The 26,971-nt window shown below is 33.7% G+C and carries 27 protein-coding genes, 1 pseudogene and 1 other annotated feature; of the genes and pseudogenes, 11 read left to right on the top strand and 17 right to left on the bottom strand.

Features of this window, described 5'->3' with window-relative positions; all coding sequences use genetic code 11:
• Window positions 1-188: 188 nt before the first annotated feature.
• The 3 genes from MHH37_RS09005 to MHH37_RS08995 form a co-directional block, all read right to left on the bottom strand.
• Window positions 189-1,127 carry a hypothetical protein gene (locus tag MHH37_RS09005; protein WP_342575961.1) on the bottom strand — a complete coding sequence of 313 codons (939 nt, stop codon included), beginning with the start codon at window positions 1,125-1,127 and terminating at the stop codon, window positions 189-191.
• Window positions 1,128-1,354: 227 nt separating this feature from the next.
• Complete coding sequence (locus MHH37_RS09000) at window positions 1,355-2,281, bottom strand: hypothetical protein (protein WP_342575960.1); 927 nt, start codon at window positions 2,279-2,281, stop codon at window positions 1,355-1,357.
• Between the two features lie 219 nt (window positions 2,282-2,500).
• On the bottom strand, window positions 2,501-2,974 hold the full coding sequence (locus MHH37_RS08995) for a hypothetical protein (protein ID WP_342575959.1): 474 nt from the start codon (window positions 2,972-2,974) through the stop codon (window positions 2,501-2,503).
• Window positions 2,975-3,277: 303 nt separating this feature from the next.
• Here MHH37_RS08995 and MHH37_RS08990 point away from each other — a divergent pair, with 303 nt between their 5' ends.
• The 3 genes from MHH37_RS08990 to MHH37_RS08980 are packed head-to-tail and all read left to right on the top strand — an operon-like array spanning window position 3,278 to window position 5,365.
• Complete coding sequence (locus MHH37_RS08990; protein WP_340798383.1) at window positions 3,278-3,817, top strand: sigma-70 family RNA polymerase sigma factor; 540 nt, start codon at window positions 3,278-3,280, stop codon at window positions 3,815-3,817.
• Window positions 3,810-5,120 (top strand): hypothetical protein, encoded by a 1,311-nt coding sequence (locus tag MHH37_RS08985; RefSeq protein ID WP_342575958.1) that lies wholly within the window; start codon window positions 3,810-3,812, stop codon window positions 5,118-5,120. The genes MHH37_RS08990 and MHH37_RS08985 overlap by 8 nt, the downstream gene beginning before the upstream one ends.
• A complete protein-coding gene (locus MHH37_RS08980; RefSeq protein ID WP_342575957.1) occupies window positions 5,054-5,365 on the top strand; it encodes a DUF4367 domain-containing protein in 312 nt (103 codons plus the stop codon). Before MHH37_RS08985 ends, MHH37_RS08980 begins: the two co-directional genes overlap by 67 nt.
• Window positions 5,366-5,443: 78 nt before the next feature.
• Here MHH37_RS08980 and MHH37_RS08975 read toward each other — a convergent pair whose 3' ends face one another.
• Window positions 5,444-5,866 carry a PhoU family transcriptional regulator gene (locus MHH37_RS08975; RefSeq protein ID WP_340798381.1) on the bottom strand — a complete coding sequence of 141 codons (423 nt, stop codon included), beginning with the start codon at window positions 5,864-5,866 and terminating at the stop codon, window positions 5,444-5,446.
• Between the two features lie 238 nt (window positions 5,867-6,104).
• Complete coding sequence (locus tag MHH37_RS08970; RefSeq protein WP_342575956.1) at window positions 6,105-7,754, bottom strand: catalase; 1,650 nt, start codon at window positions 7,752-7,754, stop codon at window positions 6,105-6,107.
• Between the two features lie 615 nt (window positions 7,755-8,369).
• Between MHH37_RS08970 and MHH37_RS08965 the strand changes: the two genes are divergently transcribed.
• Window positions 8,370-9,059, top strand: coding sequence for a diphthine--ammonia ligase (locus tag MHH37_RS08965; protein WP_342575955.1), 690 nt, complete (start codon window positions 8,370-8,372; stop codon window positions 9,057-9,059).
• 411 nt (window positions 9,060-9,470) lie between these two features.
• Here the strand turns inward: MHH37_RS08965 and MHH37_RS08960 are convergent, their stop codons facing one another.
• On the bottom strand, window positions 9,471-9,881 hold the full coding sequence (locus MHH37_RS08960) for an Lrp/AsnC family transcriptional regulator (protein WP_342575954.1): 411 nt from the start codon (window positions 9,879-9,881) through the stop codon (window positions 9,471-9,473).
• A gap of 113 nt (window positions 9,882-9,994) precedes the next feature.
• Here MHH37_RS08960 and MHH37_RS08955 point away from each other — a divergent pair, with 113 nt between their 5' ends.
• From MHH37_RS08955 to MHH37_RS08945, 3 genes are all read left to right on the top strand, one after another.
• A complete protein-coding gene (locus MHH37_RS08955) occupies window positions 9,995-10,384 on the top strand; it encodes a carboxymuconolactone decarboxylase family protein (RefSeq protein ID WP_342575953.1) in 390 nt (129 codons plus the stop codon).
• 168 nt (window positions 10,385-10,552) lie between these two features.
• On the top strand, window positions 10,553-10,900 hold the full coding sequence (locus MHH37_RS08950; protein ID WP_342575952.1) for an ABC transporter: 348 nt from the start codon (window positions 10,553-10,555) through the stop codon (window positions 10,898-10,900).
• A 144-nt stretch (window positions 10,901-11,044) separates the two neighbouring features.
• Window positions 11,045-11,875 (top strand): GNAT family N-acetyltransferase, encoded by an 831-nt coding sequence (locus MHH37_RS08945; RefSeq protein WP_342575951.1) that lies wholly within the window; start codon window positions 11,045-11,047, stop codon window positions 11,873-11,875.
• A gap of 3 nt (window positions 11,876-11,878) precedes the next feature.
• On the opposite strand, the pseudogene MHH37_RS08940 reads toward MHH37_RS08945, so the two are convergent.
• Together MHH37_RS08940 and MHH37_RS08935 are read right to left on the bottom strand one after the other, a co-directional pair.
• A pseudogene (locus MHH37_RS08940) lies at window positions 11,879-12,508 on the bottom strand (tyrosine-type recombinase/integrase); the annotation flags it as partial.
• Between the two features lie 211 nt (window positions 12,509-12,719).
• Window positions 12,720-13,160 carry a hypothetical protein gene (locus MHH37_RS08935; RefSeq protein ID WP_342575950.1) on the bottom strand — a complete coding sequence of 147 codons (441 nt, stop codon included), beginning with the start codon at window positions 13,158-13,160 and terminating at the stop codon, window positions 12,720-12,722.
• A gap of 256 nt (window positions 13,161-13,416) precedes the next feature.
• Between MHH37_RS08935 and MHH37_RS08930 the strand changes: the two genes are divergently transcribed.
• Window positions 13,417-13,887, top strand: a complete 471-nt coding sequence (locus MHH37_RS08930) for a GNAT family N-acetyltransferase (protein ID WP_342575949.1) — start codon at window positions 13,417-13,419, stop codon at window positions 13,885-13,887.
• 538 nt (window positions 13,888-14,425) lie between these two features.
• A complete protein-coding gene (locus MHH37_RS08925; protein WP_342575948.1) occupies window positions 14,426-15,661 on the top strand; it encodes an IS110 family transposase in 1,236 nt (411 codons plus the stop codon).
• A 210-nt stretch (window positions 15,662-15,871) separates the two neighbouring features.
• Here MHH37_RS08925 and metG read toward each other — a convergent pair whose 3' ends face one another.
• The 6 genes from metG to MHH37_RS08895 form a co-directional block, all read right to left on the bottom strand.
• Window positions 15,872-17,512, bottom strand: a complete 1,641-nt coding sequence (gene metG, locus MHH37_RS08920) for a methionine--tRNA ligase (RefSeq protein ID WP_342575947.1) — start codon at window positions 17,510-17,512, stop codon at window positions 15,872-15,874.
• A 46-nt stretch (window positions 17,513-17,558) separates the two neighbouring features.
• Window positions 17,559-17,793, bottom strand: a binding site (T-box leader).
• Window positions 17,794-17,961: 168 nt separating this feature from the next.
• Window positions 17,962-18,588, bottom strand: coding sequence for a histidine phosphatase family protein (locus tag MHH37_RS08915; RefSeq protein WP_342575946.1), 627 nt, complete (start codon window positions 18,586-18,588; stop codon window positions 17,962-17,964).
• 171 nt (window positions 18,589-18,759) lie between these two features.
• Complete coding sequence (locus MHH37_RS08910) at window positions 18,760-19,074, bottom strand: hypothetical protein (RefSeq protein ID WP_342575945.1); 315 nt, start codon at window positions 19,072-19,074, stop codon at window positions 18,760-18,762.
• Between the two features lie 213 nt (window positions 19,075-19,287).
• A complete protein-coding gene (lepB, locus tag MHH37_RS08905) occupies window positions 19,288-19,851 on the bottom strand; it encodes a signal peptidase I (protein ID WP_342575944.1) in 564 nt (187 codons plus the stop codon).
• A gap of 275 nt (window positions 19,852-20,126) precedes the next feature.
• Window positions 20,127-20,840 carry a hypothetical protein gene (locus MHH37_RS08900; RefSeq protein WP_342576233.1) on the bottom strand — a complete coding sequence of 238 codons (714 nt, stop codon included), beginning with the start codon at window positions 20,838-20,840 and terminating at the stop codon, window positions 20,127-20,129.
• Window positions 20,841-21,165: 325 nt separating this feature from the next.
• Window positions 21,166-21,600, bottom strand: coding sequence for a hypothetical protein (locus MHH37_RS08895; RefSeq protein WP_342575943.1), 435 nt, complete (start codon window positions 21,598-21,600; stop codon window positions 21,166-21,168).
• A gap of 285 nt (window positions 21,601-21,885) precedes the next feature.
• Between MHH37_RS08895 and MHH37_RS08890 the strand changes: the two genes are divergently transcribed.
• Window positions 21,886-22,119 (top strand): hypothetical protein, encoded by a 234-nt coding sequence (locus tag MHH37_RS08890; protein ID WP_342575941.1) that lies wholly within the window; start codon window positions 21,886-21,888, stop codon window positions 22,117-22,119.
• A gap of 832 nt (window positions 22,120-22,951) precedes the next feature.
• Here MHH37_RS08890 and MHH37_RS08885 read toward each other — a convergent pair.
• Window positions 22,952-23,230 (bottom strand): hypothetical protein, encoded by a 279-nt coding sequence (locus MHH37_RS08885; RefSeq protein ID WP_342575940.1) that lies wholly within the window; start codon window positions 23,228-23,230, stop codon window positions 22,952-22,954.
• 422 nt (window positions 23,231-23,652) lie between these two features.
• Between MHH37_RS08885 and MHH37_RS08880 the strand changes: the two genes are divergently transcribed.
• Window positions 23,653-24,888, top strand: a complete 1,236-nt coding sequence (locus MHH37_RS08880; protein ID WP_342575939.1) for an IS110 family transposase — start codon at window positions 23,653-23,655, stop codon at window positions 24,886-24,888.
• Between the two features lie 155 nt (window positions 24,889-25,043).
• Here MHH37_RS08880 and MHH37_RS08875 read toward each other — a convergent pair whose 3' ends face one another.
• Both MHH37_RS08875 and dnaN read right to left on the bottom strand, forming a co-directional pair.
• A complete protein-coding gene (locus MHH37_RS08875; RefSeq protein ID WP_342575938.1) occupies window positions 25,044-25,583 on the bottom strand; it encodes a DUF402 domain-containing protein in 540 nt (179 codons plus the stop codon).
• A gap of 91 nt (window positions 25,584-25,674) precedes the next feature.
• Window positions 25,675-26,805 (bottom strand): DNA polymerase III subunit beta, encoded by a 1,131-nt coding sequence (dnaN, locus tag MHH37_RS08870; RefSeq protein WP_342575937.1) that lies wholly within the window; start codon window positions 26,803-26,805, stop codon window positions 25,675-25,677.
• Window positions 26,806-26,971: the final 166 nt, after the last annotated feature.

Below are 26,971 nucleotides of genomic sequence, written 5' to 3'. Positions count from 1 at the left end.
TAGCGTTGAATATTTTTGATTCTACATACTAGTTAAGTTAGGATTACTCCAGAAAAAATGTTATTCAACAATATGGTCCTATAACGGAATAACGCGATTTTCTTATTGAAGAATCACGCCCTTTAATGGAATAACATAAATATTTAAAAGAGCTAAAGCTTTAGAAAATAAAATTGACCTAAATCTTACTATTTTATTTCCCTATCATTTTTATCCCTAATAATAATTTCGTATGGAATTTCTTCAATCGATAACTCTTCTCTTTTCAACTCTATGATTTTATCTACATACTCTGTAATTTGATTTATCTTTTTATCTGAATTCCCGAACCATTTAGATGAATGGATGTTAGTTTTAATTATAATTTGTAATGGTTCAGGGTGGAATGAGTAGGCAAACCCCCGATATTCCTTAAACCTCTTATTCGTTTCTTCACTTATCGCACTAAAGATTGGTTGCCATTGTTGATCACGTATCGCACTTTCGCTTTTCTTTTGTATCTTAACCGTATATTCTAAATCCGTTTTTGAGAGAATCGTTTGATCTATGATTTTTTCGAGATCTTCAATTTCCTTACTTTTCCCGAAATCTTCCTTCATTCCTTGCATTTCAATAAGGATTTCATTATTCGAATTAGTTGAGATTGAATTAGACGGACACCCCCTTTCCTTTAATAAAGCCGAAATTTCTTCAATTACTTCCATCATAGTTTCCCTTTGCTTTTCATCTTCTTCACTTAATGCAGGATAGTTATCGAGAGCAAGAAAATCTACTGTATAATTTTGAAACCCAATCATATTTGCCGTGTTATGGATGATTTTTTCAATGTTTGTTTTATTGGCTTCTAAAAATGCCTTATTCTGAACCTGCACAGTTACGTTTCGTTCTTCATGTGAAAAACCTAAACCAACTTTAAACCCATTATCGTTTAGTTCCTTAGCACTTTTTGTTAAAAACTGCTCTAATTTCTTTTTTTCCACTTTCGTTTCTTCCATACTTTTAACTAATGTACTTTCTATTGCTTCGGTATTTACAGATGCTGTTTTATTTGAACCTTTTTTAAGTATCATATTAGATGCCGTTATTATGAGTAATAACACAACAAAGCCTGTTAGGACTTTTTTCAAAATACCGCCTCCCATTAAGAAGGTATGTCGGTATTTTTACATTATTCTCATTATCATTCCACATAATTGTATATTTAATTTAATTGAACTTCTTTACTTTATCCCACTCGCGTTATTCAACAATATAGCTGATTCGGGCATAACAATTGCTCCCAAATGCTAATAACTATAATAGTTGCACTTCTGTTTTTAAGTACTGAAACGTCTCATTTACTGAGCGATAACCATCACACACAGGATTTCAATTCATACATATACAGCTCATTCCCGTCCAAAAACAGCAACTTATTCTCCCGGTTATTCACTAATTGCGGTTCTAGAGGCTTCCCATTTGGTTTCATCAATTCGAGTTTACGGACCGTCTTATATTCATTGCCTTCACGTTGTAACTCAAAAAATGCATGTTGTTCCCATCTCCCTCGGTACGCAATGATTGTCTCCCCTTTTACCGCAAATGCCTTAAAAGACATATCTTCAGTTGAATAATACTTTGTGAGACCTTCTTTCCGTACACCAATCATCGATTCCAGGCTAAAGAAAAACCAAATCCCTTCATTAGGTACATCATTCAACGCTAAACACTCAAAAATATAATATTCCGTATCCTCTTCAAGCGAATCCATCTTACCACCCGATGCGTCCCAGCCAACTAGCCCGCTACTGCCAACCGGATCCTTCCAGCCGTAATTGCCGAAAACGCCTTCATCAAAGTATCCTGTCCAAATCTCTTGATTCTTTGTTACGAATACATGCTCAATACCATCCCCTAAACAAAAGGATCGGATGAAACAACCATTTTCATCATAGACTCGTGCGTTTTCTTCAATATTTTGAGCATCATGGTAATACGACCGCGCGCACACAAGTAGAATGTGTCCGTCATCTATCGGCTGTATGTAATGATAATTCCATGTCTCTTCCGGCAAATCCAGCACTTTCTTTTGTCCATCTTTTAGATGAACGACTTGATATCTATAGCTTTTTTCCGTAATAGTTGCAGGGAAGGAACCACCAATTAGTGGAATTTGCTCCTCCCTCAGTAGAACAAATACTTCGTTGTCATGTCCAAGTGCAATTGAAAGAGGTGTCATTTTTTTCAGCTCATCTTTCAGATTAGCAATTGGATTCATCGGTATTTTGAGTATTGATATCATAATCTTTCACCAACCTTTTCTTTATAAAGAATTTCTATATCTTAACGGCCATTAATTATTGCTTTTTACTTTTAAACTCTTCATATTCTCCCCAGGCTATGTACGCTATACCTATGATAATTCCCCCTTGTCTCACAATCCATCATTTTATTTTACCACAAATTTTCCATATCCCTGCGTTTGATAGTATGCGAATAGCAAGTTTCAAACAAATCTAAATTACTTCTCATGAACTTTAACATATACACTTCCAAATAGGCTTTCTCCTATATAAGCATCTAACTTCCATATCCCACTTATAGGTAATGACATGTTGGATGGGGCGTGTTTGTCTGCCCCATTATTAGCAGCACCTAGTACGCCACCGGTCACATAGATTTCTTCATCTTCAATTCCATGTGTGGCTACAACTTTTAGTTCTCCTTCTAACTCTTGTTCTTCCCCCCAAAAATGCCACATGTACTTTTGCACTTTATTAGGATAGAACCTAACTTCTTCGCCATCATCGTATATAAAACCTAATCGCCCCTCTTCTCCAATCATTGTGTAACCGCCTGATTCAAAAAGTGAACTTTCATTCCAATTGTGATTAATTACTTTTTCATTTTTTCCAATCGACTCCTCCTCATTACAGCTCGCAATTGCTAACGATAAAATTACTGCGAAGATTAAAAGGATTCTTTTTTTCAACATAAATACACCCCCACTGACTTTTAATGCTTATTCTCTATCTTACTTTGATAACCCTTCAAAAAACGCCAAAAAGGGGCAATCCTTTTATCCCAGGAAAGCACCTGAAATCAAAAGGAAAACCTGAAACCCTAAAGCGGAATTTCTTCCTCTATTTCCGCCCCTCCCTTCATTACGCTTTCTCGACTTTTATAATAAATCGATATGTTTTAATATTTCAATACAGTAATTTTTTTACAACCAAATCAGATTTGCTGCGTCTAATAATTGAAAGGGTGAGGAAGGGTGAGGAGGATGCTTGAACGAGTGCTAGAACAAGTAGAAGTAAGTGATTTAAATAAAGAGGAGAGAATTGAATGGTTGATGAATGAATACGGCCAAAATATAGCTCGTTTAGCATTTACTTATACTAAGCAGAAGCAACTATCAGAAGATATTGCGCAAGAAGTATTTATTAAGTGCTACGAGAACTTAGACAACTTTAGGAATGAATCTACTTATAAAACATGGTTATACCGTATTACGGTGAACCTATGTAAAGATAAGTTAAGGAGCTGGTCTTTTAAAAATATCGTACTTACTGAATTTTTCACAAAAATAAAGAGTACAAATAAATCACCTGAAATGGAATTAGTCGGTCTAGAGGAAAGGCGATTAGTTGCAGAAAAAATACTTTCCTTACCCGTGAAGTATCGAGAAGTAATTATTTTATATTACTATGAAGAAATGTCATATAACCAAATATCAGATTTATTAAATTTGAGTATACAAACGATAAAGTCTCGATTACATAGGGCGCGCCTCTTGTTAAAAAAGTTACTAGAAGGGAGCATCAAACATGGATGACATGTTTAAACAAATCGTAGAGACTATGAACAAAACTGTGTTAAAGGACATTCACTTCGATGCGAAACAGAAAGAAAACGTAAGGCAGGTTATATACAAAAGAAAAAAGAAGCGCCATATCAAGCCAACGTTGAATTATCTATTACCAATAGCTGTAGCGTGTCTGTTTTTTATAGGCACAAGCTATTATGTTACTACGGAAATGGAAATTTTCTCACGTGAGGAGCAGACGGCAGGTTTAAATACCAACAAGGGAGATGTTCCACCTGGCCCCAAAGTTGAAACCAACATCTATACACCTCCTACCCAAGAGGAATCATACGAAGAGATGACAAAAGAAGATGTGGTTAGCAAGCTCTTAAATACGGTGGATTATTTTTACACAGCAACCGGAAAATTCGAAGATTATTCAATATATTATGACGACTCAGATAGTAAGTCAGTGACTGAGTATAAACTAAGTATAAAAAATGTAATTGGTGGCTATCAGAAAAGTACCTCTCAATTTGACGAAAAGTTAATGGGGTATGGGGAAATGATAAACGAAATTATTTATAATGAAGAAAAGGTCTGGCTTAAAGAAAGTGTAAATAAAACATATCTAGTTCATGACTATCAATCAACACCCACACGAGACCCGATAACGCCTGAGGAAGCGTTTAATTTAGAATTGAAAGACATTTATTCAGATAAGGCCCCATTTAGAGAAAGACCGGAAATTTCCGCTGGCGGCATGTCTTTGTTTCCCTATGAAATCACAGCTAGTTACTTAAGAAATACAGAGCTTTGGGAGATAGAAAAACAAAATGAAGAATTGTTAGGTCATAATACCATTGTTTTATATGGAAAAATGGATGAACAAGTAATAAATAGATTCAAAATGAAAGAAACTACCGATACGTTTCGCTTTTGGGTAGATAAAGATACTGGAATCTTAGTTAAATATGAAACGTATGATACGGACGGTCAACTTACTAGTTATCTCCATCCAGAAAGTTTGGAAGTGAATATACCCATTGAACCACAAGATTTTGTACCAAACTTGGATGGATATAAACCTTTTGTTCCACACGGAAAAAAGCCCGAGCTTGATTCAAGAGAAGAAGAAATAGAAACTGTAGATTCTGCAGACACCAATAAAGAAGATACGGAGGCTATAGTAGATTTAATGCGAAAGGACTTGCCTTTCCTGTATGAATTCACGCATCCGATCTTGAAATATCTTCAGCTTACTATATGGAATTTGAAGAAAAATTCAGCCACGCTTACCTTACGTATATTCCCAAAAATGAAGCGGGAATAGTATACGTAACCGCTTATCACCAGGATTCCTTTATGCGTCCTTCGAATAATTTCGATGTGATTACAGGAAAACAACTTGAACTGTTCACGTTAAACGGCATTGAATGGAAAAGCTATGAATTAAAAGATGTTTTAGGCGCCAAGTTTATAGGCATGAAAGATGATTATATATATGAGGTCGTGAGTCAAAAAATATCCCTCGAAGAAATGAAGGCTTTATTAGAATCTTTTCATCCAGTAAATTAGGGATGAGTAATAGCCATATAAAAAGAAGTAAAAGCGCTCAGAAAAAATTTGAGCGCTTTTATGCGTATTTCATCATCGCTACATTTTTTTATCTTGTGTCGTTCCATCTGGATTTACTTGATACTGCCAAAGTTCCCCATCTTCCCCTCTGTAAATGTACAGATACATAAATACTTCATCCTCAACAAAATTTATATATAACTGATAATCCACATTTCCTTCTCTAATTGCATCAAAGGGGACTCTTTGTATACTTTTTTCATACTCGAAATCGTCGTTCACTTTATCGTAAACCCATACTTCATTGGTCTCGAATTCGCCTTCTCCAGCGAAATATTCTGTTCCGAATATTTCTTCTACTTCATCTTTAGTTTGACCTATTTTTGCATTTGCTTCTATAAACTCTTTATCTAATATGGGACTCGAATCTGATTCACTATATACATCTGAACAACCAACTAATAAAAAACTTAATAATACAGTCAGTAGTATCCTTTTCATGCTATTCCCCCATTGTTTGATTGCTACGTGTAAATTTTATTTCAGAACACTTTCAAACTCTGCAATCATTTTGCTAAATTTCGATTCATATAGCTTCCACTGCCAACCGCCATAAAATTAAAAGACCTAAGCCTGGTGTAATACCAAACCTAAGTCTATTAATTTCGCCAATTACATCTATCTAAATTTAACTTTAGATTAAATCAAAGTCATTCATCCGGGTGTTCTTTTTTAATCATTAATATGGGTCTGCCTCATGGCTTTTCTTCACTGCATCTTTTGTTGCCTCATTCGCAGCGATCGTACCCTGACCATACTTAGAAATCCCTGACTCTCGACCCGGTAATTTACCTTCCTGAACCAACTTTTCGATTTCTTTCATTTTCATTTCAATGCCTTCCTTCACACGGCGACCGTAATCTTCATCAGCCTGTGTAAAGTGATGAATCATCGCTTCCTGAATGCGCTCGTCACAGATTGCCAGAGCATCCGATAAGTTATTTATGAGCTCATCACGTTCCCAGTCTTCAAAACTGCGGTATGTTTCACCTGCTTGACCATAGTTATTCGGGCGATCAATCGGCTCACTCATTAATGCCGCATTATAAGATGGCTGATGTGGTGGATATGCTTTATCCCCTGCATCACGGTAGCCACCAATCATTGACGGCTCATAATTAATATGTGGGTTTTCACCGGATTCTTTAGAATCACGAGTATCCATCTGACCACGCTGCTGATTTGTACGAACCGGTACCTTTGGTGCGTTGACTGGCAATTTTAAATAATTCGAGCCTACACGGTAACGCTGTGTATCTGAGTATGAGAATGTACGCCCCTGCAACATTTTATCGTCTGAAAAATCCATACCGTCAACCAGTACACCAGTGCCGAATGCAGCCTGCTCGATTTCTGCATGAAAGTCCTCCGGATTACGGTTAAGCACCATACGACCTACAGGCAGCCAAGGGAACTTATCTTCCGGCCATAGTTTTGTGTCATCAAGTGGATCAAAATCAAGTTCCGGATGATAGTCGTCCTCCATAATTTGGACGAACAGCTCCCACTCTGGATACTCTCCACGTTCAATTGATTCATATAAGTCCTGTGTAGCATGTCCTACGTTAGTAGCCTGAATAGAGTTTGCCTCTTCTTGTGTCAAATTGCGGATACCCTGTTTTGGTTCCCAGTGATACTTCACAAGTACAGCTTCACCTTTCTCATTAACCCATTTATATGTGTTAACACCTGATCCTTGCATATGGCGATATGTCGCTGGAATACCCCAAGGTGAAAATAGGAACGTAATCATATGCGTCGCTTCCGGTGTACGTGAAACAAAGTCAAACATACGCTGTGGATTCGGTACGTTGGAAGCCGGATCTGCTTTAAAAGCATGAATCATATCAGGGAATTTCATCGCATCACGAATAAAGAAAATCTTTAAATTGTTCCCTACAAGATCCCAGTTACCATCTTCCGTATACATTTTCACCGCAAAGCCGCGTGGATCGCGTGCAGTCTCAGGTGAATCCTTTGCACCTGCTACTGTAGAAAAACGCACCATAAGTGGCGTTTGTTTACCGGCACCAGAAAAGACTTTTGCGCGGGTATATTTTTCTACAGGCTCATCTCCAACCTTACCGTAAGTTTCAAAATAACCGAAAGCACCTGAACCACGTGCATGTACTACACGTTCAGGAACCTCTTCACGATCGAAGTGTGAAATTTTTTCAATGAAATGGTAATTTTCTAAAGTCGCTGGTCCACGGTTACCTACTGTACGGATATTTTGGTTGTCCCTTACAGGATGTCCTTGACGAGTAGTTAGAATTTCACGTTCCCCATCCTCTTTTTTTGCAACATGTTTGTCTTTGTTCTCTGCCAAAATAAAACCTCCCCTTTAATCAATTACTAAAATACATTGCTAATAAGCATGATAATAAAAAACATTTTGCTACTATATCTTTATACCCTAATTTATCTGTTTATAATCAAAGAAAAAATAACTTTGTCCTGTCCCACACTATATGAACACGGGAATGGAATTCTATTTAATGATACTGTGATATTTAACTAACGAAGGGTCAAAAACCATATCCGTAATGTATTTTTCATCTAATGTAGCTTTGAAATAAAGTTTGAGCAAAATGGATTCTTTTTAGCATCTTTACGTTTGGTTTTTATAAAAAGTTTGATAATTTTCTACTTGCATTACTCCACAAACGCGCCCTTTAAATGAATACCGGAAGAGCCTCTTTTAGTGATATGACATATCAATTCTCTGTCGAATGAAGTAGTTTTATTGAGATGATTTTCTCTTTTATTCATCATTACAGTTTCAATTTTTTTCTATCAGGATGCAATAATAGGCTATCTGTAAGGTCCAATCGTGATAAAATTAAACAAACAATTAGAGCTATGAAAACTCATATATGAAATATGATATTGGCTAATAACACGAATTGTGAAAAAGTCATTAAATTACAGGGGAAAGATATAAATGGCAGAATTAATGGATTGGAAAAATAATGCTCACGGGCAAAAATTTATAGCTTCTTTTAGCGGAGGAAAGGATAGTGCCTTAGCTCTATATAAAGCAATGATGGTTGGAGAAGCGGTTGGACTGATCGTCATGCTGGAGGAAGAAGGAAAACGTTCTAGATCTCATGGAATGACCCCGGAACTCATACATGCCCAAGCTAGATCTATAGGTTTGCCCGTATATACTGCAGCTGCAAGTTGGAGAGATTATGAAAAAGTATTTATAAGTCTTTTAGAAAAGGCTAAAAATCAAGGATCAGAAGTGTTAGTAACTGGAGACTTAGATATGCCTACACATGGCTGTTGGCATGAAAAGGTTACGAAGTATGCTGGATTAAAGCTTGGAATGCCCTTATGGGAAATGAACCATCATGAAGCTGTCGAAGAGTTCATAAATTTAGGATTTGTAACGATTATTGTAACTGTAAATTTATCACTTGGAATGCGAGAGGACGATTTAGGACGAACGTTAACTCATGAATACGTGAAGGAGCTTGAAGCTCGTGGTATTGACCCCTGCGGAGAAGGTGGAGAGTTCCATACCACAGTACTAGATGGGCCCATTTTTAAACATCCTATTCCAGTTCGTAAATGTGAGATTTTTAAGGACGGAGAATATGCTTTTTTACCTTTAGAGCTAGACCAGTAACTTATTAAACCTTGATAAAAGTGCAAAACGAAAAAGCATGTTTTGAAAAAATGATCAAAACACGCTTTTTTTATATTCAATTTATTTTCCTTTTCGAGACAATAAAATTGAAGAAATTGAGAACGGGATAGTTGAAAGTGTTTGGGTTTAAAATCAATTAGGTAGACCTATCATTAAAGTTATTTAATGTAAAAAGCCAAACAAGCAATAACCCCTTCTAAATTTAGGACGGGGTTAAAATAAAGTTGTTTAATTTTCTATATACGATACTTCACTGTACTCAAAAATATAACTATAAAGTTATTTAAAAATCTAAGGTTTATTCAAGAATAGCGCCCGATCGTGTAATAAGGATTGCACCATGCAGATTTACAACGTTAGGGACAAAATAGGGACTAAATTAACCAGTTTTTAAATAACTTTAGAAAAAATGAAATTTGTTTTCGTATGTGCAAATGGGATTAAACCGTCGATAAATAATTCTGCCTCCTCAAACGTAGCAAAGTTCGCTTTCAACATAAAACATGCAGCTCCAGCAATTCGGTAGCAAAAATCGATATTATGTTGCTTTTCAATATGATTTTTAAAATCTTCATACAATGTATTTTTAATTGTAGCCTCGATAATTGAACTAATTGGATAACCACAATTCTTTTTATTCAATTCAATTGTATATTTCGTGATAATTCTTTGCTCCTCTAGCTGTAGTACACGTTCTTTTACTGCTGGTGAACTTAAATGTACACGTCGACCTAATTCACTCATTGATAATCGACTATTCATTGAAAGTTCTTTTATAATTTGCTCATCAATTAAATCCATTCTTAAAAATACCTCCAATTTTTAAAGTCCTTTTATACTAATACTTTAAATTTCAAATGTAAAATTTAATTTTGAGTTGGTAAAATAAATTATCATCTTTTGGAGGTAATAAAATGACACCATTTCAAAAACTATTAAATTTCAACCCTACCGTAAAACTGTTATGGAGAAATATTAGCGAAGAACTTGAAAAAGATAACTATCTATCTGCTCAATTGAAAGAAGAAGTACGTAAAACATTAGCACAAGTTAATGGCTGCCTGTATTGTAAAGCGAAAGGGACACCTAATCCACAATTATATGATGAAAAAACTGCAGTATGTACTGGATATGCGGAAGCTTTTCTTCAATCAAAGGGACAAACTTCTCCTTCTGTTACAAATGTTTTAGATAAATATTTAACTGAAGAAGAGAAGGCTGAATTATTAACGTTCATATGTTTTATCACAGCTTCGCAATATCTTGGTGCTTTACATCAGCTTCAACCAACGATCATTAAATAACCATATTAGGGACCAGTCAGAAAAAATGAGCATTTACAGTGTTAATGTTCCCAAACGACGGTTTGGGATGGTTATACTTGAACTAACGGGCAGGTTACTTGAAGATGGGAAACATGATTATTGTGTGGAATTCAGTTGAATAAAAGTGACGTTTGGAGTGTGATTATAATGGATAGTCGATTATTAGAAATATATGTGGGATGGGAAGATAAGTTAAATAATGACGAGTGGTATTTTAGTAATTCATTCAAATCTATTACTAAAGGAATGTCCTCAGAAGAAGCTTTTAACTACATTCCAAATGTCATTGAGATACTATTTAAGTTAGACGATGACTTTTTGATATGGGAAACCCTTTATTTTCTAATCGGATTGTATAGCATTGCCGATACCATTCAAGTACATCCATCCATAGAAAGTAATTGGTCTCAGTTAAAACAACATATTCTGAAGTACCAAGACTCTTATTCAACTCCATTTAAAGAACTAATGATAGTGCTAAAAATCAAAGAATGAGATCACCACCTTGTTCAACTAACGGTGCTTTAGTGTAACAAGCATTTCAATATGTGCCCAAAACCGCTTTGGTAGCTTTCTTTAAAGTGTATTCGTAATTTATGGTTGAACTCTAATAAAAATGGAAAGTGAGGGAATTTTTTAATGATTACAGAATTAAATAGCTTAGAATTTTTCAAGTGTAAAGAACTGTTATATGAGCATGGTCAATTAGAAGCAAATGCAATAATTGAAGGTATAAATCCAGGTAGAGTATTTGTAGATGATGTTGATTCGCCAACATCTGTCCTTATTTGGCTAGGTAATAATGATGGTTTTATCTTTATTGGAGATGAAAAAAACGAAGCATTCAATAACGAATTAAATACTTTTATTGACCAATTCATTATACCCGAGGCACTAAAGTTAGGATTACATTGGTTTGAAGTTGTTGGTAATCATCCAAAATGGAATAAAGTAATTGAAAAATTGTTGAGTAATCGTGAATTAGGTAGCTGGAATCAACGTGTATATACGCTGCAAAAGGCTGATTATACATATAACAATGAACTCACTATTGGAAAAGATTATAGAGCTGAGAAAATAACAAAACAGCTTTATGAAAATAAAGACAATGCAATAAAAAATATCGAATTTTTAAATACAAAAATTTTAGAGTTCTGGTCTTCGTCTGAAAAATTTTTTGATCATGGGATTGGTTACTGTATCATTTATAAAAATGAAATTGTGAGTATTTGTGTTTCGTGCTTTGTCGTTAGAGATGTGCATTGTGTAAGTATTGAAACCTTAGAACTGCACCAAGGAAAGAAGCTAGGTCAAAAAATAGCAAAGTCTTATGTAGAAGAATGCTTACATTATAATCTCATTCCGTATTGGGACTGTATGGCATCAAACAAGCCCTCTATTGCTGTGGCTGAAAATTTAGGATTTACAATGACATTTAACTACATAGGATATGAATTTCCTTTTAAGTAAATTTAAATTTTCTATATAGAGCCTTCGTTCTTTTAGGCTTCCTGTCCGTAATAAATAAACAAGGATTTTCATCCTCCCGTTCATCTAAATACCTCTTTAACCAAATGGAACAGCGAGTATTAAAGTAAACTTCTCTTTCTTTGTCACCTTTCCCTTGTACAATGACGGAATTTGTTCGGAAATCAATATCATCACGGTCTAATTTTACTACATCCCCAATATGGCAGCCTGTCGAATACATAAACTCAAATAGCGCATTTTCCATAGTTGTTTGGCATGCTTCCCTTAAATGTTCAATCTCTAGTTCTGAGAGAAACTTAGGTATTCTTTTACCTAATTTCGGTTCTTTCAATTTAGCAGCAGGATTTTTTAGAATATATCCCTCTTCATGTGACCATCTAAATAGTGATTTAACACAACGAATCCTATGCCCTAAACTAGAAGGCTTTAAGTGATCTCCTGACTGTATTAAATATTCTTTTAATTTTTCTGTACTGAATCCATTCATATCAATATCACCAAAAAATCTCAATAAAAGATTGTATTGAAAACAATATGTTTTTAATGTAAGTGTTGGATAACCCTCGATTTTTTATCTTGTTGGTATTTCTTCCACGCTTCGGGTAATAACATCTATCTATCACTCTCCTACTAAGGTTAAATCTATTATTCTAAATTTTATTATGTTCAGAGAGAGTCTTTTTCATACCGAAATAATCAATAATTTAAGATATTGATTATTTCCGATTTCTTTGTAACCAGTTAAAATCAGAAAAGGGCTCTCCCTTTTTCCAGGAAAGCGCCCGATTGTGGAATAAGGGGGGACATCCGTTAGTATATTTTTTTATGCGGATACTGTAACATTCTTATTAAAATAATTTGTTATTCCGAAAACAATTGCATAGAACAATGATAACAATAGTGAATATGACCCGTAATCAAAATTGAATAGTAGATTGCCTCCAAATAAGGGTGTAGTAAAGATTAGGTAAAAAGGATACTGTATTGAAACTATAACATCTAAAATACCATTACCAATCATAACGGATTTAAAGGTTGTGATTACAAATACAATTACCCCTGATATTACACCGAATACAGAGAAAAACTTTAAAAACTTACTATCTTTTTTAGAGTACATTAATAAAAAAAACATAAACAATATAGTCACAATAATATTGAAAATACCCATATTTATATCTGGATGCTTTAAGGCAGGCATAAAATTTATTGAAAATGCAAAAAAATATGTTCCTATTAAAATTATTAAGAGTTTATTTTTCATATTAACTCTCCTCCTTTTTATGATAATGGTTTAATCATCTCCAAAAGATTGTCTGACTGAAATACTCTCAAAATGACTCAATAGAGTAATTTTGCATTATTTAGTGTAATTATACACTAAAAAGTTAATTTGTAAATATATAACAGATACTTCGTGGCATTTAGTACTATAATTGAATAAAGCATTTTTTTTTGATTAAATTAGTTAAAATGAATATATCTTTGGGTAAACGAATACACGAAATGAGGGAATTTACTTGATAGAACAGATAAATAGCGAAAATAAAGATAAAGTAATTTCTTTTTTCAAGGAACATTGGGGAAGTTCTGAAATGATTATTTCATCCGGTATCTATAAGTGTGAAAACTTGGATGGTTTTATTTATGAAGAAAACCTCCAAATTGTTGGTTTAATTACATATGTTATCAAATATGATGAGATTGAAATCATTTCATTAGATAGTATCCTAGAGGGTAAAGGTATTGGCACTGTTCTAATTGAAAAGGTCGAAAATGTAGCGAAGCAAAAACAAATAAACATAGTAAGTTTAGTCACTACTAATGATAATTTAAGTGCTTTAAGATTTTATCAAAAAAGAGGATACAGAATTACCTCTATTATCCCTGATGCTGTAAATGAAGCTAGAAAAATAAAAGCATCAATCCCTTTAATAGGCAATGATGGAATACCACTAAACGATGAATTAGAATTGAAAAAAATAATCTAAACAATACAATTTAATACTAGTCGGTAAACATTGTTGTAGCAGCGTTTACCGATTCTTTATTGGAACATTGTTGAAATACGGGGTTTTATGAAAGTCAATTAAACGTTACTAAAGAAGCTTTTATACTTGTTATGCATGATCTTTAATTTGCATAAGAACTTGTTTATCCATTCTTTTTTATCGGTATAAATCTGCATCTTCTCTAACACTCCCCCAAGAAAAACGTTGCTCCACAATATGGCCCTATAACGGAAAACGCGATTTTCTTATTGAAGAATCGCGCCCGATCGTATTATTAGGTCAGCCAGAAAATATTTCTGGTTGACCATTTTTTATATCGATATATGATAACGGTAGCCGGGGTAGAACGTTCGCGCCCGTGGGGCTAAGACCTCGTCCGCAAAACAGTTCACCCCCTACTTGTAGAAACATGTTTGAGGCTGGTTGGGACAGTGATCTCGTATAACAAGCGAAGCTATGGCACTACAAAGAGGATTTAGGGGTTACCGGCAATTATCATTTTGAAGGAGGAATTATAATGAATCCAGTCATCGGTCTGGATGTAGCTAAAGGTGAAAGTCAGGTTCAAGCATATTTGGAAAGTAAGAAGCCCTACAAAAAAAGCTTTAAAGTAAAACATGATCTTGATGGGTTAGCTAGTTTATTAGATTTTATTAAAGAAGTAGAAGATATTTCAGGAGAGCGCCCTCCCCTAGTTATGGAGTCTACAGGCCATTATCACACACCAGTTGTTCAATATTTTGAGGACAAAGGTTATTTAATCATTATCGTAAATCCACTCATCTCTTATAAGACGAAAAGTTCTAGTTTACGAAAGGTAAAAACAGATATCGTTGATGCCAATCATCTCTGCGAGCTGTATTATAAAGAGGATTTAGAGCCTTATAAAAAGCGTGGCATCCAACTTGCGAACTTACGTCATCTTACGAGACAGCACGATAATATTACAGGCATGTTTGTACAAACTAAACTACAATTCCAGGCAGTCTTAGATCAAGTATTCCCTGAATATAGTAATGTTTTTGGCGACTTATATTCGAATGTTTCTTTAAAAATACTACAGACTTATCCTACTTCAGAAGATATATTGAGCGCCAATAACGAAGTATTAACAACTAAAATAAAAGAATTCTGTAATTCTCGTTCTCTACAATGGGCAAATCAACAGGCTGAAAAGCTAATGACTGCAGCAGCTCAAAATCCATTTCAACAGGCTTTATATTCTAGCCTTGCCCTAAGTTTAGATATGTATATTAACATGATCTTTGAATACAAAAAACACCTATCCCTACTTGAAAATGAGATAGATGCTTTGGCCAAAAGTATTGAAGAATCGAAGATTATCCAATCAATTCCTGGTATCGGAGAAAAAATCGCTGCCACGATTATATCTGAAATTGGGGAAATTGAAAGGTTTAATCACCCTAAGAAACTAGTCGCATTTGCCGGTCTTGATCCTAGTATCTTTGAATCAGGTACATTCAAAGGCACTTACAACCGAATAACCAAAAGAGGCTCTAGCAGACTACGGCAAGCTTTGTATATGGCTGTTAAATGTGCAATTCGTGATTGTCGAAAACAGAAAACTACAGATGAAATCCTTCCTCGTAATAAGAAATTACGGGCGTTTTATGATAAAAAACGTGAAGAAGGAAAACCATTTAGAGTAGCTGTAATAGCTTGTGCAAACAAACTCTTACATTGGATTTATGCACTATTAAAAAACAAAACTTCTTTCCAAGACATAGCTTGATTTAACAATTTAACCAAGCAAACCTAAACTTTCCAAATCAAGAACTTGGACGGTTATTTGGCATACACAAATTTAGTATAACATGATATTTTTATTATTTTTAATGAAAATTATTGACAACTATTAGCTGGTTTTGTTGAATAAAACTTTAAAATAATACAATAAAATGAGAAGTACATAATACAAACTAGTTTTATTGGTTGTTTAAACTTAAATTCGTTTAGATGCTTCTTCTAATTTTTGAAGTTCTTCTTCTATTTTTTTTACATCAATCCTTTCATATAGGGGTTCTACATTATTTAGTTCAGTTGGTAAGTCAGCAACTTCAACCCATCCGTTTAAAGAGGTACCTAACATTTGACGAATCTTTTCACAACCGAAAGGTAAGAAGGGATGTAATAATTGAGCTAAATTTTGAATAATGTAAACACAAGTTGCAAGCGTTTCTTCACATTTTTCAATTTGATTATTAACAGTAGTCCATGGTTGTTCTTCATCAAAGTAGCGATTTGACGTACGAATAAAGTTAAAAATAGCTTCAATTGCCTGTTTCATTTCACCTGATTCGATATGTTCCCCAACTTTTGCATATAAGTTTTCCACATCTAATTTAATACTGTTGTTTACTTTTGCTTGAGGGACTTTGTGATTAAAGGATTTTGCAATGAATTTCAATGTTCTATTCACAAAATTGGCAAATGCACCTAATAGTTCACTGTTGTGACTGTAGATAAATTCTCGCCAAGAAAAATCGGCGTCACGATTTTCTGGAGCATTGATTGTTAAAAAATAGCGAATCGAATCTGGATCATAATCTTTTAATATTTCTGGTACCCAAACTGCCCAATTTTGACTTGTTGAAAGCTTTCTTTTCTCTAATGTTAAATATTCATTTGAAACAATATGTGTTGGTAATCCCTCTTGACCAAGACCCATTAAGATTGCTGGCCAAATTACTGTATGAAATGGGATATTATCTTTGCCATGAATATAATAGGAAACGGCTTCTTCATTCCACCATTCGGAAACATCTTTCCCATTTTGTTTTGCCCATTCTAAACTTGCTGTATAATATCCTGCTACTGCTTCGATCCAAACATAGATTTTCTTTCCTTCAAAACCATCTACAGGTACTGAAATACCATTAGGTAAATCCCTTGTGACAGCCCTATCTGGTAATCCTTCAGTTAAATAACGTTTAGTTAACTGTACGGCATTCTCTCGCCATCTTCCTTCTATAGATGCTTCATTAACAAAGTTCTCTAATTGCTGTTGAAAATGACTAAACTCATAATAATAATGTTCAGTTTCTCGGATTTCTGGCTCATTTCCGCAAATTTTGCATGTTTTATCTTTCAAGTCAAGTGGATCTAGAATGGTTGAACAATTGTCACATTGATCTCCACGTGCTTTTGCCCCACAATTTGGACATGTTCCTTCCACAAATCTGTCTGGTAAGAATTGATTATCTACTGTACAGTATGCTTGCTCAATCCTTTTTTTAAATAAAAAGCCATTCTCTAAAAGCTTTAAAAATATATTTTGTACAGCTTTATGATGATGTGATGCATCAGTTCTTGTATATAGATCATAAGTAAATCCTAATTCATTGAAGCATTGTAAAAATTCAGTGTGATAACGATCCGCAATTGCTGTTACTGTAGTATTTTCTTGATTTGCCCGTATTGAAATTGGCGTACCATTACAGTCACTACCTGATACATAAAGCACCCTTTCACCTTTTAAGCGATAATATCTTGCCAAAATATCTCCTGGCAAAAGTGCTGCTACATGACCTAAATGCAAAGAACCATTTGCATAAGGCCAAGCGCCTCCGATTAATACATTCATTCTATGTTTCCCCCTTATAATAAAAAAAGCCCTAATCGCAAATTGCGATTAGGACGAATTATCTCGTGGTACCACCTAATTTTACAAATAGCTTACACTATTTGCCTCTGCAAGTACGAAGTCATACTGCCGCTGTTGTAACGAGTGCTCATCTCGTCGTAGCCTACATATCGGTACGAAGCTCAAAGGCCATGTTCAGTAAATTCGTTTTGCTTCATTTCCACCATCAGAAGCTCTCTATAAAAACTCCAATACTTACTCTTCCTTATCAACGCTAAATATTACAACTATAATTTACCACAATGGTCAAAAAAGTCAAAATATTTTATTTGAGTTTGCTCCACAATATGGCACTATAACGGAAAAACGCGATCTTCTTATTGAAGAATCGCGCCCGATAGTTGAATAACAAATCGATTTTTAAAAAGATACATTCTACAAGAAATTGTCTAAACCTCATTAACACTATCTAGGTGTGAAATATCACCTTCAGATTTTACACGATACACTTCATTTTCTATTTCTACTATTGAAAGACTTGTGTCATGTATAAATGGGGGCGTCCATAAATCCTTAACAGACTTTCCATTTACATGCATAAGTAACGATTTTAGAATAACGGAATGAGTAATAACCAAAATATTCCCATTATTATGTTTTGAAGTTATGTAGGTTAATACCTTGATAGCCCTGTTTATAAGTTGCTCAAAGGTCTCTCCACCAACAGGCTCATAAAGTGCTGGATTTTCCCAAAAATATTTAAACTGTTCAGGATAAAAATCCTTTATCTCATCAAGAGTTTTCCCCTCCCATTCACCTAAATTTATTTCCCTAAGGTCTTCATTAGTATTAATAGCTAAATTTCTTTTCTCTATAATTAATCTTGCTGTCTCGATGGTTCTTTCACTTGTACTTGTGTAAGCAGCAGCAAATTCTACACCTTCTAACTTTTTTCTCAATGCAATTGCGTTATTTACACCTTTTTCAGTTAAAGCTGAGTCTTCCCAACCCTGCATTTTTTTTTGTACATTCCATTCCGTTTGACCATGTCTAACCAAATATAATCTAAGCATCATATATTCCACCTTTCCTCAACTTTTCTAAATATATTGTACACCAAATTACCATCCAATTAATGTAAAATCCGAGAGGCGTCTTATTCAACAATATGGCCCTTTAACAGAAAAACGCGATCTTCTTATTGAAGAATCGCGCCCGATTGTGGAATAAAAGTAGTCTTAAATAATTTAATCTTTTTGATTTTCTATACGCTCAATTTGTTCTAAAACCCAGGATTTATCTCCTTTTTTTGAATACAAAGAAAAATACTCTTTATCTTCCTCAATTAAGTTCCATACCATTTCTTCTTGAACTACAATCTTAAATGCTTCTTCTTTAGTTTGATTATTCGGGTCGTATGCTTTAACCCAATACTCTTTATAGTCACTTGAACACCCCTTTTCAATAACAATCAACATAGAAGTAGTTGATATGAAAGGTCCTCCACAAGATGCGAGAACTAATAAAACGACTGTAATCATTAAAATTGAAGCTTTTTTCATTGTACTCCCCCAATATTTAAATTTCTCAACTTAATTCCAATATCTCTACCCGTCAATTTAAGAATACTTTTAATAATATCTTCTAAATTGTAATCTAGATAACTATGTTGGGTTTAATTATATGTCCCTTTAAAGGAAAAGGCGAAAAAGGACCCTCTCCTTATTCAAGGAAAGTGCCCGATTGTGGAATATCATTTTTTTGTATAAATAGGGTTATTTAACAATACCTAAATTGTCAAATGGATAAAATCTAACATTGGCTTTTCCTAAAATTTTTTCCATTGGAACTAATCCTACCCTAGGATCTCTGCTATCAGCAGTTTTTCTACGATTATCCCCTAAAACAAATAAATATCCGTCCGGTATTTCTTTATAATCTGTTAAAGATTCTAAAGCGAAATCGTATGTAAGTGGAGCATTGTCTATTAGTTGTTCTTTATATTCATCTAAATAAGGTTCTTCTAAAGCTTCACCATTGATATAAAGGATATCATCCTCATAAGCAATATAGTCTCCCGGTAACCCCACAACCCTCTTAATGTAATTTTCACCAATCGGGGCTTCAAATATTATGACATCAAATCTTTCTATACCCGAAATCTGCTTACTAAGTTTATTGACAATAACTCTGTCTCCATCCTCAAATGTTGGCATCATTGAAGAACCATCTACTACAATTGGTGAAAAAATAAATGTTCTTATAGCAATAACAAAAACAACTGCTACAGCAATAGTTTTAACCCAATCTAATAGTTCTTTTTTCTTTGATTTCCCCAAAAAACATCACTCCTTTAATTACCATAAAATAAAATTTTTCTACTTGTACTATTCTGCTACTTTAGTTGAAGTACATTACTTCACAATTCAACCTAAATTGTAACATAAATTCTCCATTTTTTTTAAGTACGTTACTCAATTAAATGGCCCTATAATGGAAAAACGCGATCTTCTTATTGAAGAATCGCGCCCGATTGTGGAAGATTATAATTAGTATGTCTTGTTAATTAAATCACCTGTTAGCTTAATATGGTTAGATTTACAGGTACTATTTATTATTTATTTAGATTTGGTACTTCAGCTCTAATAACTTCCTTTATTTCATCGTTTCCAATTGCTCCATTATGAAATGTATTGGAATCACCCCAATAAAGTAGCCTAAATGAAACGCCGTTATTAAGTTCAATCTCTAAAAATAGTCGAGTACCTTCTAGCTTACCTGCATCTATTAATGACTGTACATTTTCTAATTTTAATTCATAAAATGCAGTAAGGAACTTATCCTTAGAAGACTGTGAGAATGTATGCATTCTCTTGCCATCTTCGGTGCTTTGAATATAGATATTCTTCACCAGCCTATCCATAGGATAAAGTTCTCCTGCAGTTTTTGCATTTTTATTTGTGTTGGCCACATATACAACATCATTTGCAGCAACTACCAAGGAAGATGGATATCCTTTTATTTCATAAATGATTGTTCCTTCATTTAAAAATGCCGCATCACCATTTTGCATCTTGTGATTGCTACATGCACTGTCGGCCATCTTATATGTTACTTTACCAAGTTCTTTACCTTTTTCAATCGTTATATGAAAATTTCCATTTGCTAGCTCTGGATAATGACGCTCGTATTTAATATCATCAATCATCAGCATATCTACCCATTCAATTATTGCATCAGGACACCCTTTAAGAGATATGGAGTTGCTACATGAAGATAGCAACAAAGCAAATACTGAAAAAAATATAATTTTTTTTAAAGTTCTCATCAAAACACAACGCCTCCTAATTATTAGACTCGTATCCCCAACAGAAGTTGCAAACTTTTATGAATATTCAGTAATTATTTTTGAATACGTTATTCTCTCCCAAGAAAAACATTGCTCCACAATATGGCACTATAACGGAAAAACGCGATCTTCTTCAAGAATCGCGCCCGATTGTGGAATAAGGGGTCGTCATATTCATGTGGTATACTAAATACGATTTTGAGTACGGGACTAGACTGTAATTATGTTACCAAACGTCGGTTTGGGAATGTTTACGTTTCTTAAATTTCATTTACTCGATGGGAAGTGAATTATCTGGAGGCAGTTATTCCAAATATAAACTAGTTGAATATTCAATCCCATCTTCACCTATAAATTTTCTAGGTGCAACTTTATTTAAAGTATAACTGAATTTTGGATTTCCTTTTACTTTAATTGTATAAGTGTCTTTGTTCTTTAATACACTGTACTTTTTATACTCCCCAGGAATTAGTTTCGTTTCAGTGATTGTAATATGCTTGTTGAAATCTTCTTTGGTAGAACCGTCAATACGGGGAGAGGGTATAAATGAATTTTTTATTTCGAGCGTTCCATCAATAGATTCGATTGCGTATTGCGTAAAACTTGTTTTGCTTGTTTGTTCTAGATAAAATCCTTCCCATTCCGCTGTAACATTGTTGTTCTTTTGCAGAAAAGTAAATACCAAAATTAAAGTCAATAGTATCCCACCAAGCAATATGACCACTGTTTTTTTTGACATATTCAATCTTCCTCCTTTTTTAGCATTATTTTCATTTATCTGTTATACGAATTCCAAAGCAAAAAAGATTCATCAAGAGGTCCCATCAGATTTATGCGGAATTACAACGTTAGGCGCTGAATGTTCCCAAACGACACTTAGGGAGCCTTTTAAGAGCAGCTGGGACATTCACTTGTCTTAGCTGCTTTTTGTTTACCAAACATCGTTTCGAGAACTTTAACGTTATAAATAAATGCTACAATGTAAAAGGTGAATTTGAATTCTTTAGCTAGGAGGGTTAAGTACTTGAAATTAGTATCTTATATTTCTATTGTTTTAGGCGTTGCATTTGGTCTACACGGTGTGATTACTGGAGATTTAAAATTACAGCCAATTATGTATTTTTTCTTTGGTATTACATTTTTGACGTTAGCGTACAAGTCTTATAAAAAAGGTGAAAAACGTAATGCAATCTTCTTCACAATACCCTTTTTATTGGGGATTGTCGCATTAATCGTTATGTTGTATAGAATATATTGAGTTAGATTAGAGTATTTCTCTAAGTACATCGAGCATTATTAATACATAGATTTAAAATATACATTCACATTCAAAATAACGTTCCCAAATGAAAGTTTTGGAATACACCAAAATGCGGGAAACGTTGATTTAATAACGTTTCTCGCTTTTCTTATCGAACATTGTTTATACGTGATTTTATACAAGTCAATGAAAAGTTACTAAAGCAGCCTTTCATACTTGCTGGGCATGATCTTTAATTTGCATAAAAACTTGTATAGCCATTCTTTTATCGGTATAAATCTGTATCTTCTCTAAGACTCCCCCACGAAAAATTGTTGCTCCACAATATGGCCTTATAATTGAATAAAGCACTTTTCTTATTTAAGAAAAGCGCCGATTGTTGAAAACCATTGTTTAACTAAAACACCTTGTTAGTTAATAAGGTAAATACTCACATTTTATATTAGGTTAATATATTTATAAGAACACAGCAATTGAATAAAGAATTATTGCAATTATGATTACCACAATCATTATACTTATGCTATTTTTCATTTTATTTCTAATCATTTCTTCATTTTGTTCTGTCTTTATTATTTTACCTAGCCGAATGTTTGTTAATAAAACTATGAGGAAAAGTAATGCAGCTATAAAATATAGTGAAAATTTAATCCAGTTCAATATTTAACTATCCTTCTTCTGTACAATTTTGTCAGTTTAAGTGTACCTCTTTACAATACTATTCTACATGAATACTTAAGAGCCTTTGTTATTACACAATATATACTGAACAATGCTCAATTGGTTTAATTGATATATACTTTGCTTTCCTAAGATTAAAGATAAATTTTTAACTTAAAAGCAATTCTGAAAAGAATATTCCAAAACCTAACCCTAAAATTAAAACTAAAGAATATATCAATTTCATTTTAATGGATTGATCATTAAAAACCATTCCTGAATATCTATACACCCAATATAATATTGGTAAAACCACTATAATGCAGAAGATATTTTCAAAGGAAAAGCTCAAATTTAATGTGGGGTTAATTACATATAACCAACTTCCCATGATAAAACCAATTGTATAACTACCTAATAAAAAGTGTTCTAACTCTTTTCTTTTCAAAATCTCCACCTTCTTAATGCTGTTTTTAATATTAGAACAAATATTCTCTTTAAACTCAACTTAAGATGTCTTATTACTCTTGTTAAATAACACCTTTTTTAAAAGAAGTTATTCAATAATATGGCCCTATAACGGAAAAACGCGATCTTCATATTGAAGAATCGCGCCCGATCGTATTATTAGGTCAGCCAGAAAATATTTCTGGTTGACCATTTTTTATATCGATATATGATAACGGTAGCCGGGGTAGAACGTTCGCGCCCGTGGGGCTAAGACCTCGTCCGCAAAACAGTTCACCCCCTACTTGTAGAAACATGTTTGAGGCTGGTTGGGACAGTGATCTCGTATAACAAGCGAAGCTATGACACTACAAAGAGGATTTAGGGGTTACCTGCAATTATCATTTTGAAGGAGGAATTATAATGAATCCAGTCATTGGCCTGGATGTAGCTAAAGGTGAAAGTCAGGTTCAAGCTTATTTGGAAAGAAAGAAGCCCTACAAGAAAAGCTTTAAAGTAAAACATAATCTTGATGGGTTAGCTAGTTTATTAGATTTTATTAAAGAAGTAGAAGATATTTCAGGAGAGCGCCCTCCCCTAGTTATGGAGTCTACAGGCCATTATCACACACCAGTTGTTCAATATTTTGAGGACAAAGGTTATTTAATCATTATCGTAAATCCACTCATCTCTTATAAGACGAAAAGTTCTAGTTTACGAAAGGTAAAAACAGATATCGTTGATGCCAATCATCTCTGCGAGCTGTATTATAAAGAGGATTTAGAGCCTTATAAAAAGCGTGGCATCCAACTTGCGAACTTACGTCATCTTACGAGACAGCACGATAATATTACAGGCATGTTTGTACAAACTAAACTACAATTCCAGGCAGTCTTAGATCAAGTATTCCCTGAATATAGTAATGTTTTTGGCGACTTATATTCGAATGTTTCTTTAAAAATACTACAGACTTATCCTACTTCAGAAGATATATTGAGCGCCAATAACGAAGTATTAACAACTAAAATAAAAGAATTCTGTAATTCTCGTTCTCTACAATGGGCAAATCAACAGGCTGAAAAGCTAATGACTGCAGCAGCTCAAAATCCATTTCAACAGGCTTTATATTCTAGCCTTGCCCTAAGTTTAGATATGTATATTAACATGATCTTTGAATACAAAAAACACCTATCCCTACTTGAAAATGAGATAGATGCTTTGGCCAAAAGTATTGAAGAATCGAAGATTATCCAATCAATTCCTGGTATCGGAGAAAAAATCGCTGCCACGATTATATCTGAAATTGGGGAAATTGAAAGGTTTAATCACCCTAAGAAACTAGTCGCATTTGCCGGTCTTGATCCTAGTATCTTTGAATCAGGTACATTCAAAGGCACTTACAACCGAATAACCAAAAGAGGCTCTAGCAGACTACGGCAAGCTTTGTATATGGCTGTTAAATGTGCAATTCGTGATTGTCGAAAACAGAAAACTACAGATGAAATCCTTCCTCGTAATAAGAAATTACGGGCGTTTTATGATAAAAAACGTGAAGAAGGAAAACCATTTAGAGTAGCTGTAATAGCTTGTGCAAACAAACTCTTACATTGGATTTATGCACTATTAAAAAACAAAACTTCTTTCCAAGACATAGCTTGATTTAACAATTTAACCAAGCAAACCTAAACTTTCCAAATCAAGAATTTGGACGGTTATTTGGCATACACAAATTTAGTATAACATGATATTTTTATTATTTTTAATGAAAATTATTGACAACTATTAGCTGGTTTTGTTGAATAAATAGCCTTTGGCTATTTCAATTTATTTACTAAGATTTTCTTGTGGATATTTGATAGATTTAGCAATTCAAAGCTTTTATTATTTATTAACTCAGTAATATTGTTAGCTTCTTCCCATGCTATATCATAAAGGGGTTTATCAATAATCCCATTTAGATAAGCCTCTTCCAGTTCGTCAACATCTTTTAGAATTACTTCTCCAGAAGGTAACACAATAATATCCAAAAATAAATCATCCATCCAAGGTCTATTTCTATCTAATCCATTCTTTGAGCAAATATCTATATACCACTGCACGATATTCCCCTTAGTATCAAACATGGTTGTTACTGAATGCTTTTTGTCTATGGGGAATTGTTGAAGCCACATATAACCATCATTACAAATACATATATCATTTTCTCCATACCTTGCTGATAATGGTTTTGCTACTTCTATAGTATGTATTAAAGTGATATACCCCTTAAATACCTTTGTATCAAGATAAGATTGCGCGTATTTTCTCTTTGAGATTCTTTTCCATTCTGAACGATCCCCATACTTTCTCTTCATCGCTTTACCCTCCGTAATATATAGAAGTATAGATTTATAAAATGGATTTCATTTTATAAAAATCTCATTCTTACAAAAAGGAGCACTTTTGTTAATATGAACGTACTGGAGATATAAGATAATTATAAGAAGGATTGTTAATAGGTTCAATTAAAACTGGTCTCATCGAACCACCAAAACTTAATCTTATCTCTTCTTCTTTGATTACTTTTAAGGCATTTATTAAATAACTTCCATCAAGCGAGATAGTTAAATCAGTTTCACCATTAATCTCCTTGATGTTTTGTATTTCCTCTATTCCCCCTATATTTGATGAATGGGAAGAAATTTTTATTCTCTTAGCATCTAGTATTTCTAATTGTACGTTATTATTTTTCCATTCACTTGCAAAAAGACATGCTCTATCAATAGCCAATAATAATTGAGCTGTATCAAGAGTAATAGTTGTCTTAAAGTTTTTCGGGAATAATCCTGTTATGTTAGGATAATTCCCTTCAATCAACCTTGAAAACAATGTAAAAAAACTTGTTTTAAATACCATATAACTCTCAGTTACATATATACGTATTTCGCCGTTATCATTATTTATTAACTTGGTAAGCTCATTAAGGCTTGAACTTGGGACAATAAATGAGCCATGTATATTTGATTCTAATTTGAGTTCTCTTAACGCTAAGCGATGGGAGTCTGTTGCAGCAAAAGATAGGCGATTATCTTTAAACGACATATTTACTCCTGTCAAAGCAGGTCGAGATTCACTCTTTGATACTGCAAATGCAGTTTGTTTAATAATTTCAATTAATTCAGTGCTGGGGATTTTAATGTAATCAGTTTCATCAATTTGAGGAAGCTTTGGGTACTGTTCCGAATTAAAACCGAATAATTTTGTTACAATTTCTTCGGATTGAATGGTAATTACTTGTTTTTCATTTACTCTTAAATGAACTTTAGCTGGTAGCTTTTTAATAATTTCACTTAAATGTTTAGCAAGAATAACAACACTACCGGGTTTATGTACTTCTAATACTTTTACTCCATTCAGCGTTAAAGGAACAACCTTTTCAATAACAATATCAGAGTTGCTTCCAATAAGTACTAAGGAATCATTATAAGCAATAATTTTAATACCTGACAAAATAGGGAAGGGTGTCTTTGAAGAGATTGCTTTATTAACATCTGAAATTGCTTTATAAAACCATTCATTATCTATAATAATTTCCATATATAGTTCACCTCATTATTATCACTAGGAGTCTAGTTCGACAAAATAATCTATAAAACCTCTTTTTCAAATTATTGGGTTGTTTAATAAACCTAATTTTCCAAATCCTATTCGTTTATGTTATTCCACAATATTGCCCTATAACGGAAAAACGCGATCTTCTTAT

The sequence above is a fragment of the Solibacillus sp. FSL K6-1781 genome (assembly GCF_038630735.1).
In the GTDB taxonomy this organism is placed as follows: Bacteria; Bacillota; Bacilli; order Bacillales_A; family Planococcaceae; genus Solibacillus; species Solibacillus silvestris.
The sequence above is the reverse complement of the archived record's forward strand: the minus strand, read 5'-3'. Positions and strand labels throughout refer to the sequence as shown.

What these genes read in the sequence shown, in the direction of transcription:
- MHH37_RS09000 (WP_342575960.1), bottom strand. Translation starts at nt 2,281, where the DNA reads ATGATATCAATACTCAAAATACCGATGAATCCAATTGCTAATCTGAAA.
- MHH37_RS08995 (WP_342575959.1), bottom strand. Translation starts at nt 2,974, where the DNA reads ATGTTGAAAAAAAGAATCCTTTTAATCTTCGCAGTAATTTTATCGTTA.
- MHH37_RS08985 (WP_342575958.1), top strand. Translation starts at nt 3,810, where the DNA reads ATGGATGACATGTTTAAACAAATCGTAGAGACTATGAACAAAACTGTG.
- MHH37_RS08980 (WP_342575957.1), top strand. Translation starts at nt 5,054, where the DNA reads ATGGAATTTGAAGAAAAATTCAGCCACGCTTACCTTACGTATATTCCC.
- MHH37_RS08975 (WP_340798381.1), bottom strand. Translation starts at nt 5,866, where the DNA reads ATGAAAAGGATACTACTGACTGTATTATTAAGTTTTTTATTAGTTGGT.
- MHH37_RS08965 (WP_342575955.1), top strand. Translation starts at nt 8,370, where the DNA reads ATGGCAGAATTAATGGATTGGAAAAATAATGCTCACGGGCAAAAATTT.
- MHH37_RS08960 (WP_342575954.1), bottom strand. Translation starts at nt 9,881, where the DNA reads ATGGATTTAATTGATGAGCAAATTATAAAAGAACTTTCAATGAATAGT.
- MHH37_RS08955 (WP_342575953.1), top strand. Translation starts at nt 9,995, where the DNA reads ATGACACCATTTCAAAAACTATTAAATTTCAACCCTACCGTAAAACTG.
- MHH37_RS08950 (WP_342575952.1), top strand. Translation starts at nt 10,553, where the DNA reads ATGGATAGTCGATTATTAGAAATATATGTGGGATGGGAAGATAAGTTA.
- MHH37_RS08945 (WP_342575951.1), top strand. Translation starts at nt 11,045, where the DNA reads ATGATTACAGAATTAAATAGCTTAGAATTTTTCAAGTGTAAAGAACTG.
- MHH37_RS08935 (WP_342575950.1), bottom strand. Translation starts at nt 13,160, where the DNA reads ATGAAAAATAAACTCTTAATAATTTTAATAGGAACATATTTTTTTGCA.
- MHH37_RS08925 (WP_342575948.1), top strand. Translation starts at nt 14,426, where the DNA reads ATGAATCCAGTCATCGGTCTGGATGTAGCTAAAGGTGAAAGTCAGGTT.
- metG (WP_342575947.1), bottom strand. Translation starts at nt 17,512, where the DNA reads ATGAATGTATTAATCGGAGGCGCTTGGCCTTATGCAAATGGTTCTTTG.
- MHH37_RS08915 (WP_342575946.1), bottom strand. Translation starts at nt 18,588, where the DNA reads ATGATGCTTAGATTATATTTGGTTAGACATGGTCAAACGGAATGGAAT.
- MHH37_RS08910 (WP_342575945.1), bottom strand. Translation starts at nt 19,074, where the DNA reads ATGAAAAAAGCTTCAATTTTAATGATTACAGTCGTTTTATTAGTTCTC.
- MHH37_RS08900 (WP_342576233.1), bottom strand. Translation starts at nt 20,840, where the DNA reads ATGAGAACTTTAAAAAAAATTATATTTTTTTCAGTATTTGCTTTGTTG.
- MHH37_RS08895 (WP_342575943.1), bottom strand. Translation starts at nt 21,600, where the DNA reads ATGTCAAAAAAAACAGTGGTCATATTGCTTGGTGGGATACTATTGACT.
- MHH37_RS08880 (WP_342575939.1), top strand. Translation starts at nt 23,653, where the DNA reads ATGAATCCAGTCATTGGCCTGGATGTAGCTAAAGGTGAAAGTCAGGTT.
- MHH37_RS08875 (WP_342575938.1), bottom strand. Translation starts at nt 25,583, where the DNA reads ATGAAGAGAAAGTATGGGGATCGTTCAGAATGGAAAAGAATCTCAAAG.
- dnaN (WP_342575937.1), bottom strand. Translation starts at nt 26,805, where the DNA reads ATGGAAATTATTATAGATAATGAATGGTTTTATAAAGCAATTTCAGAT.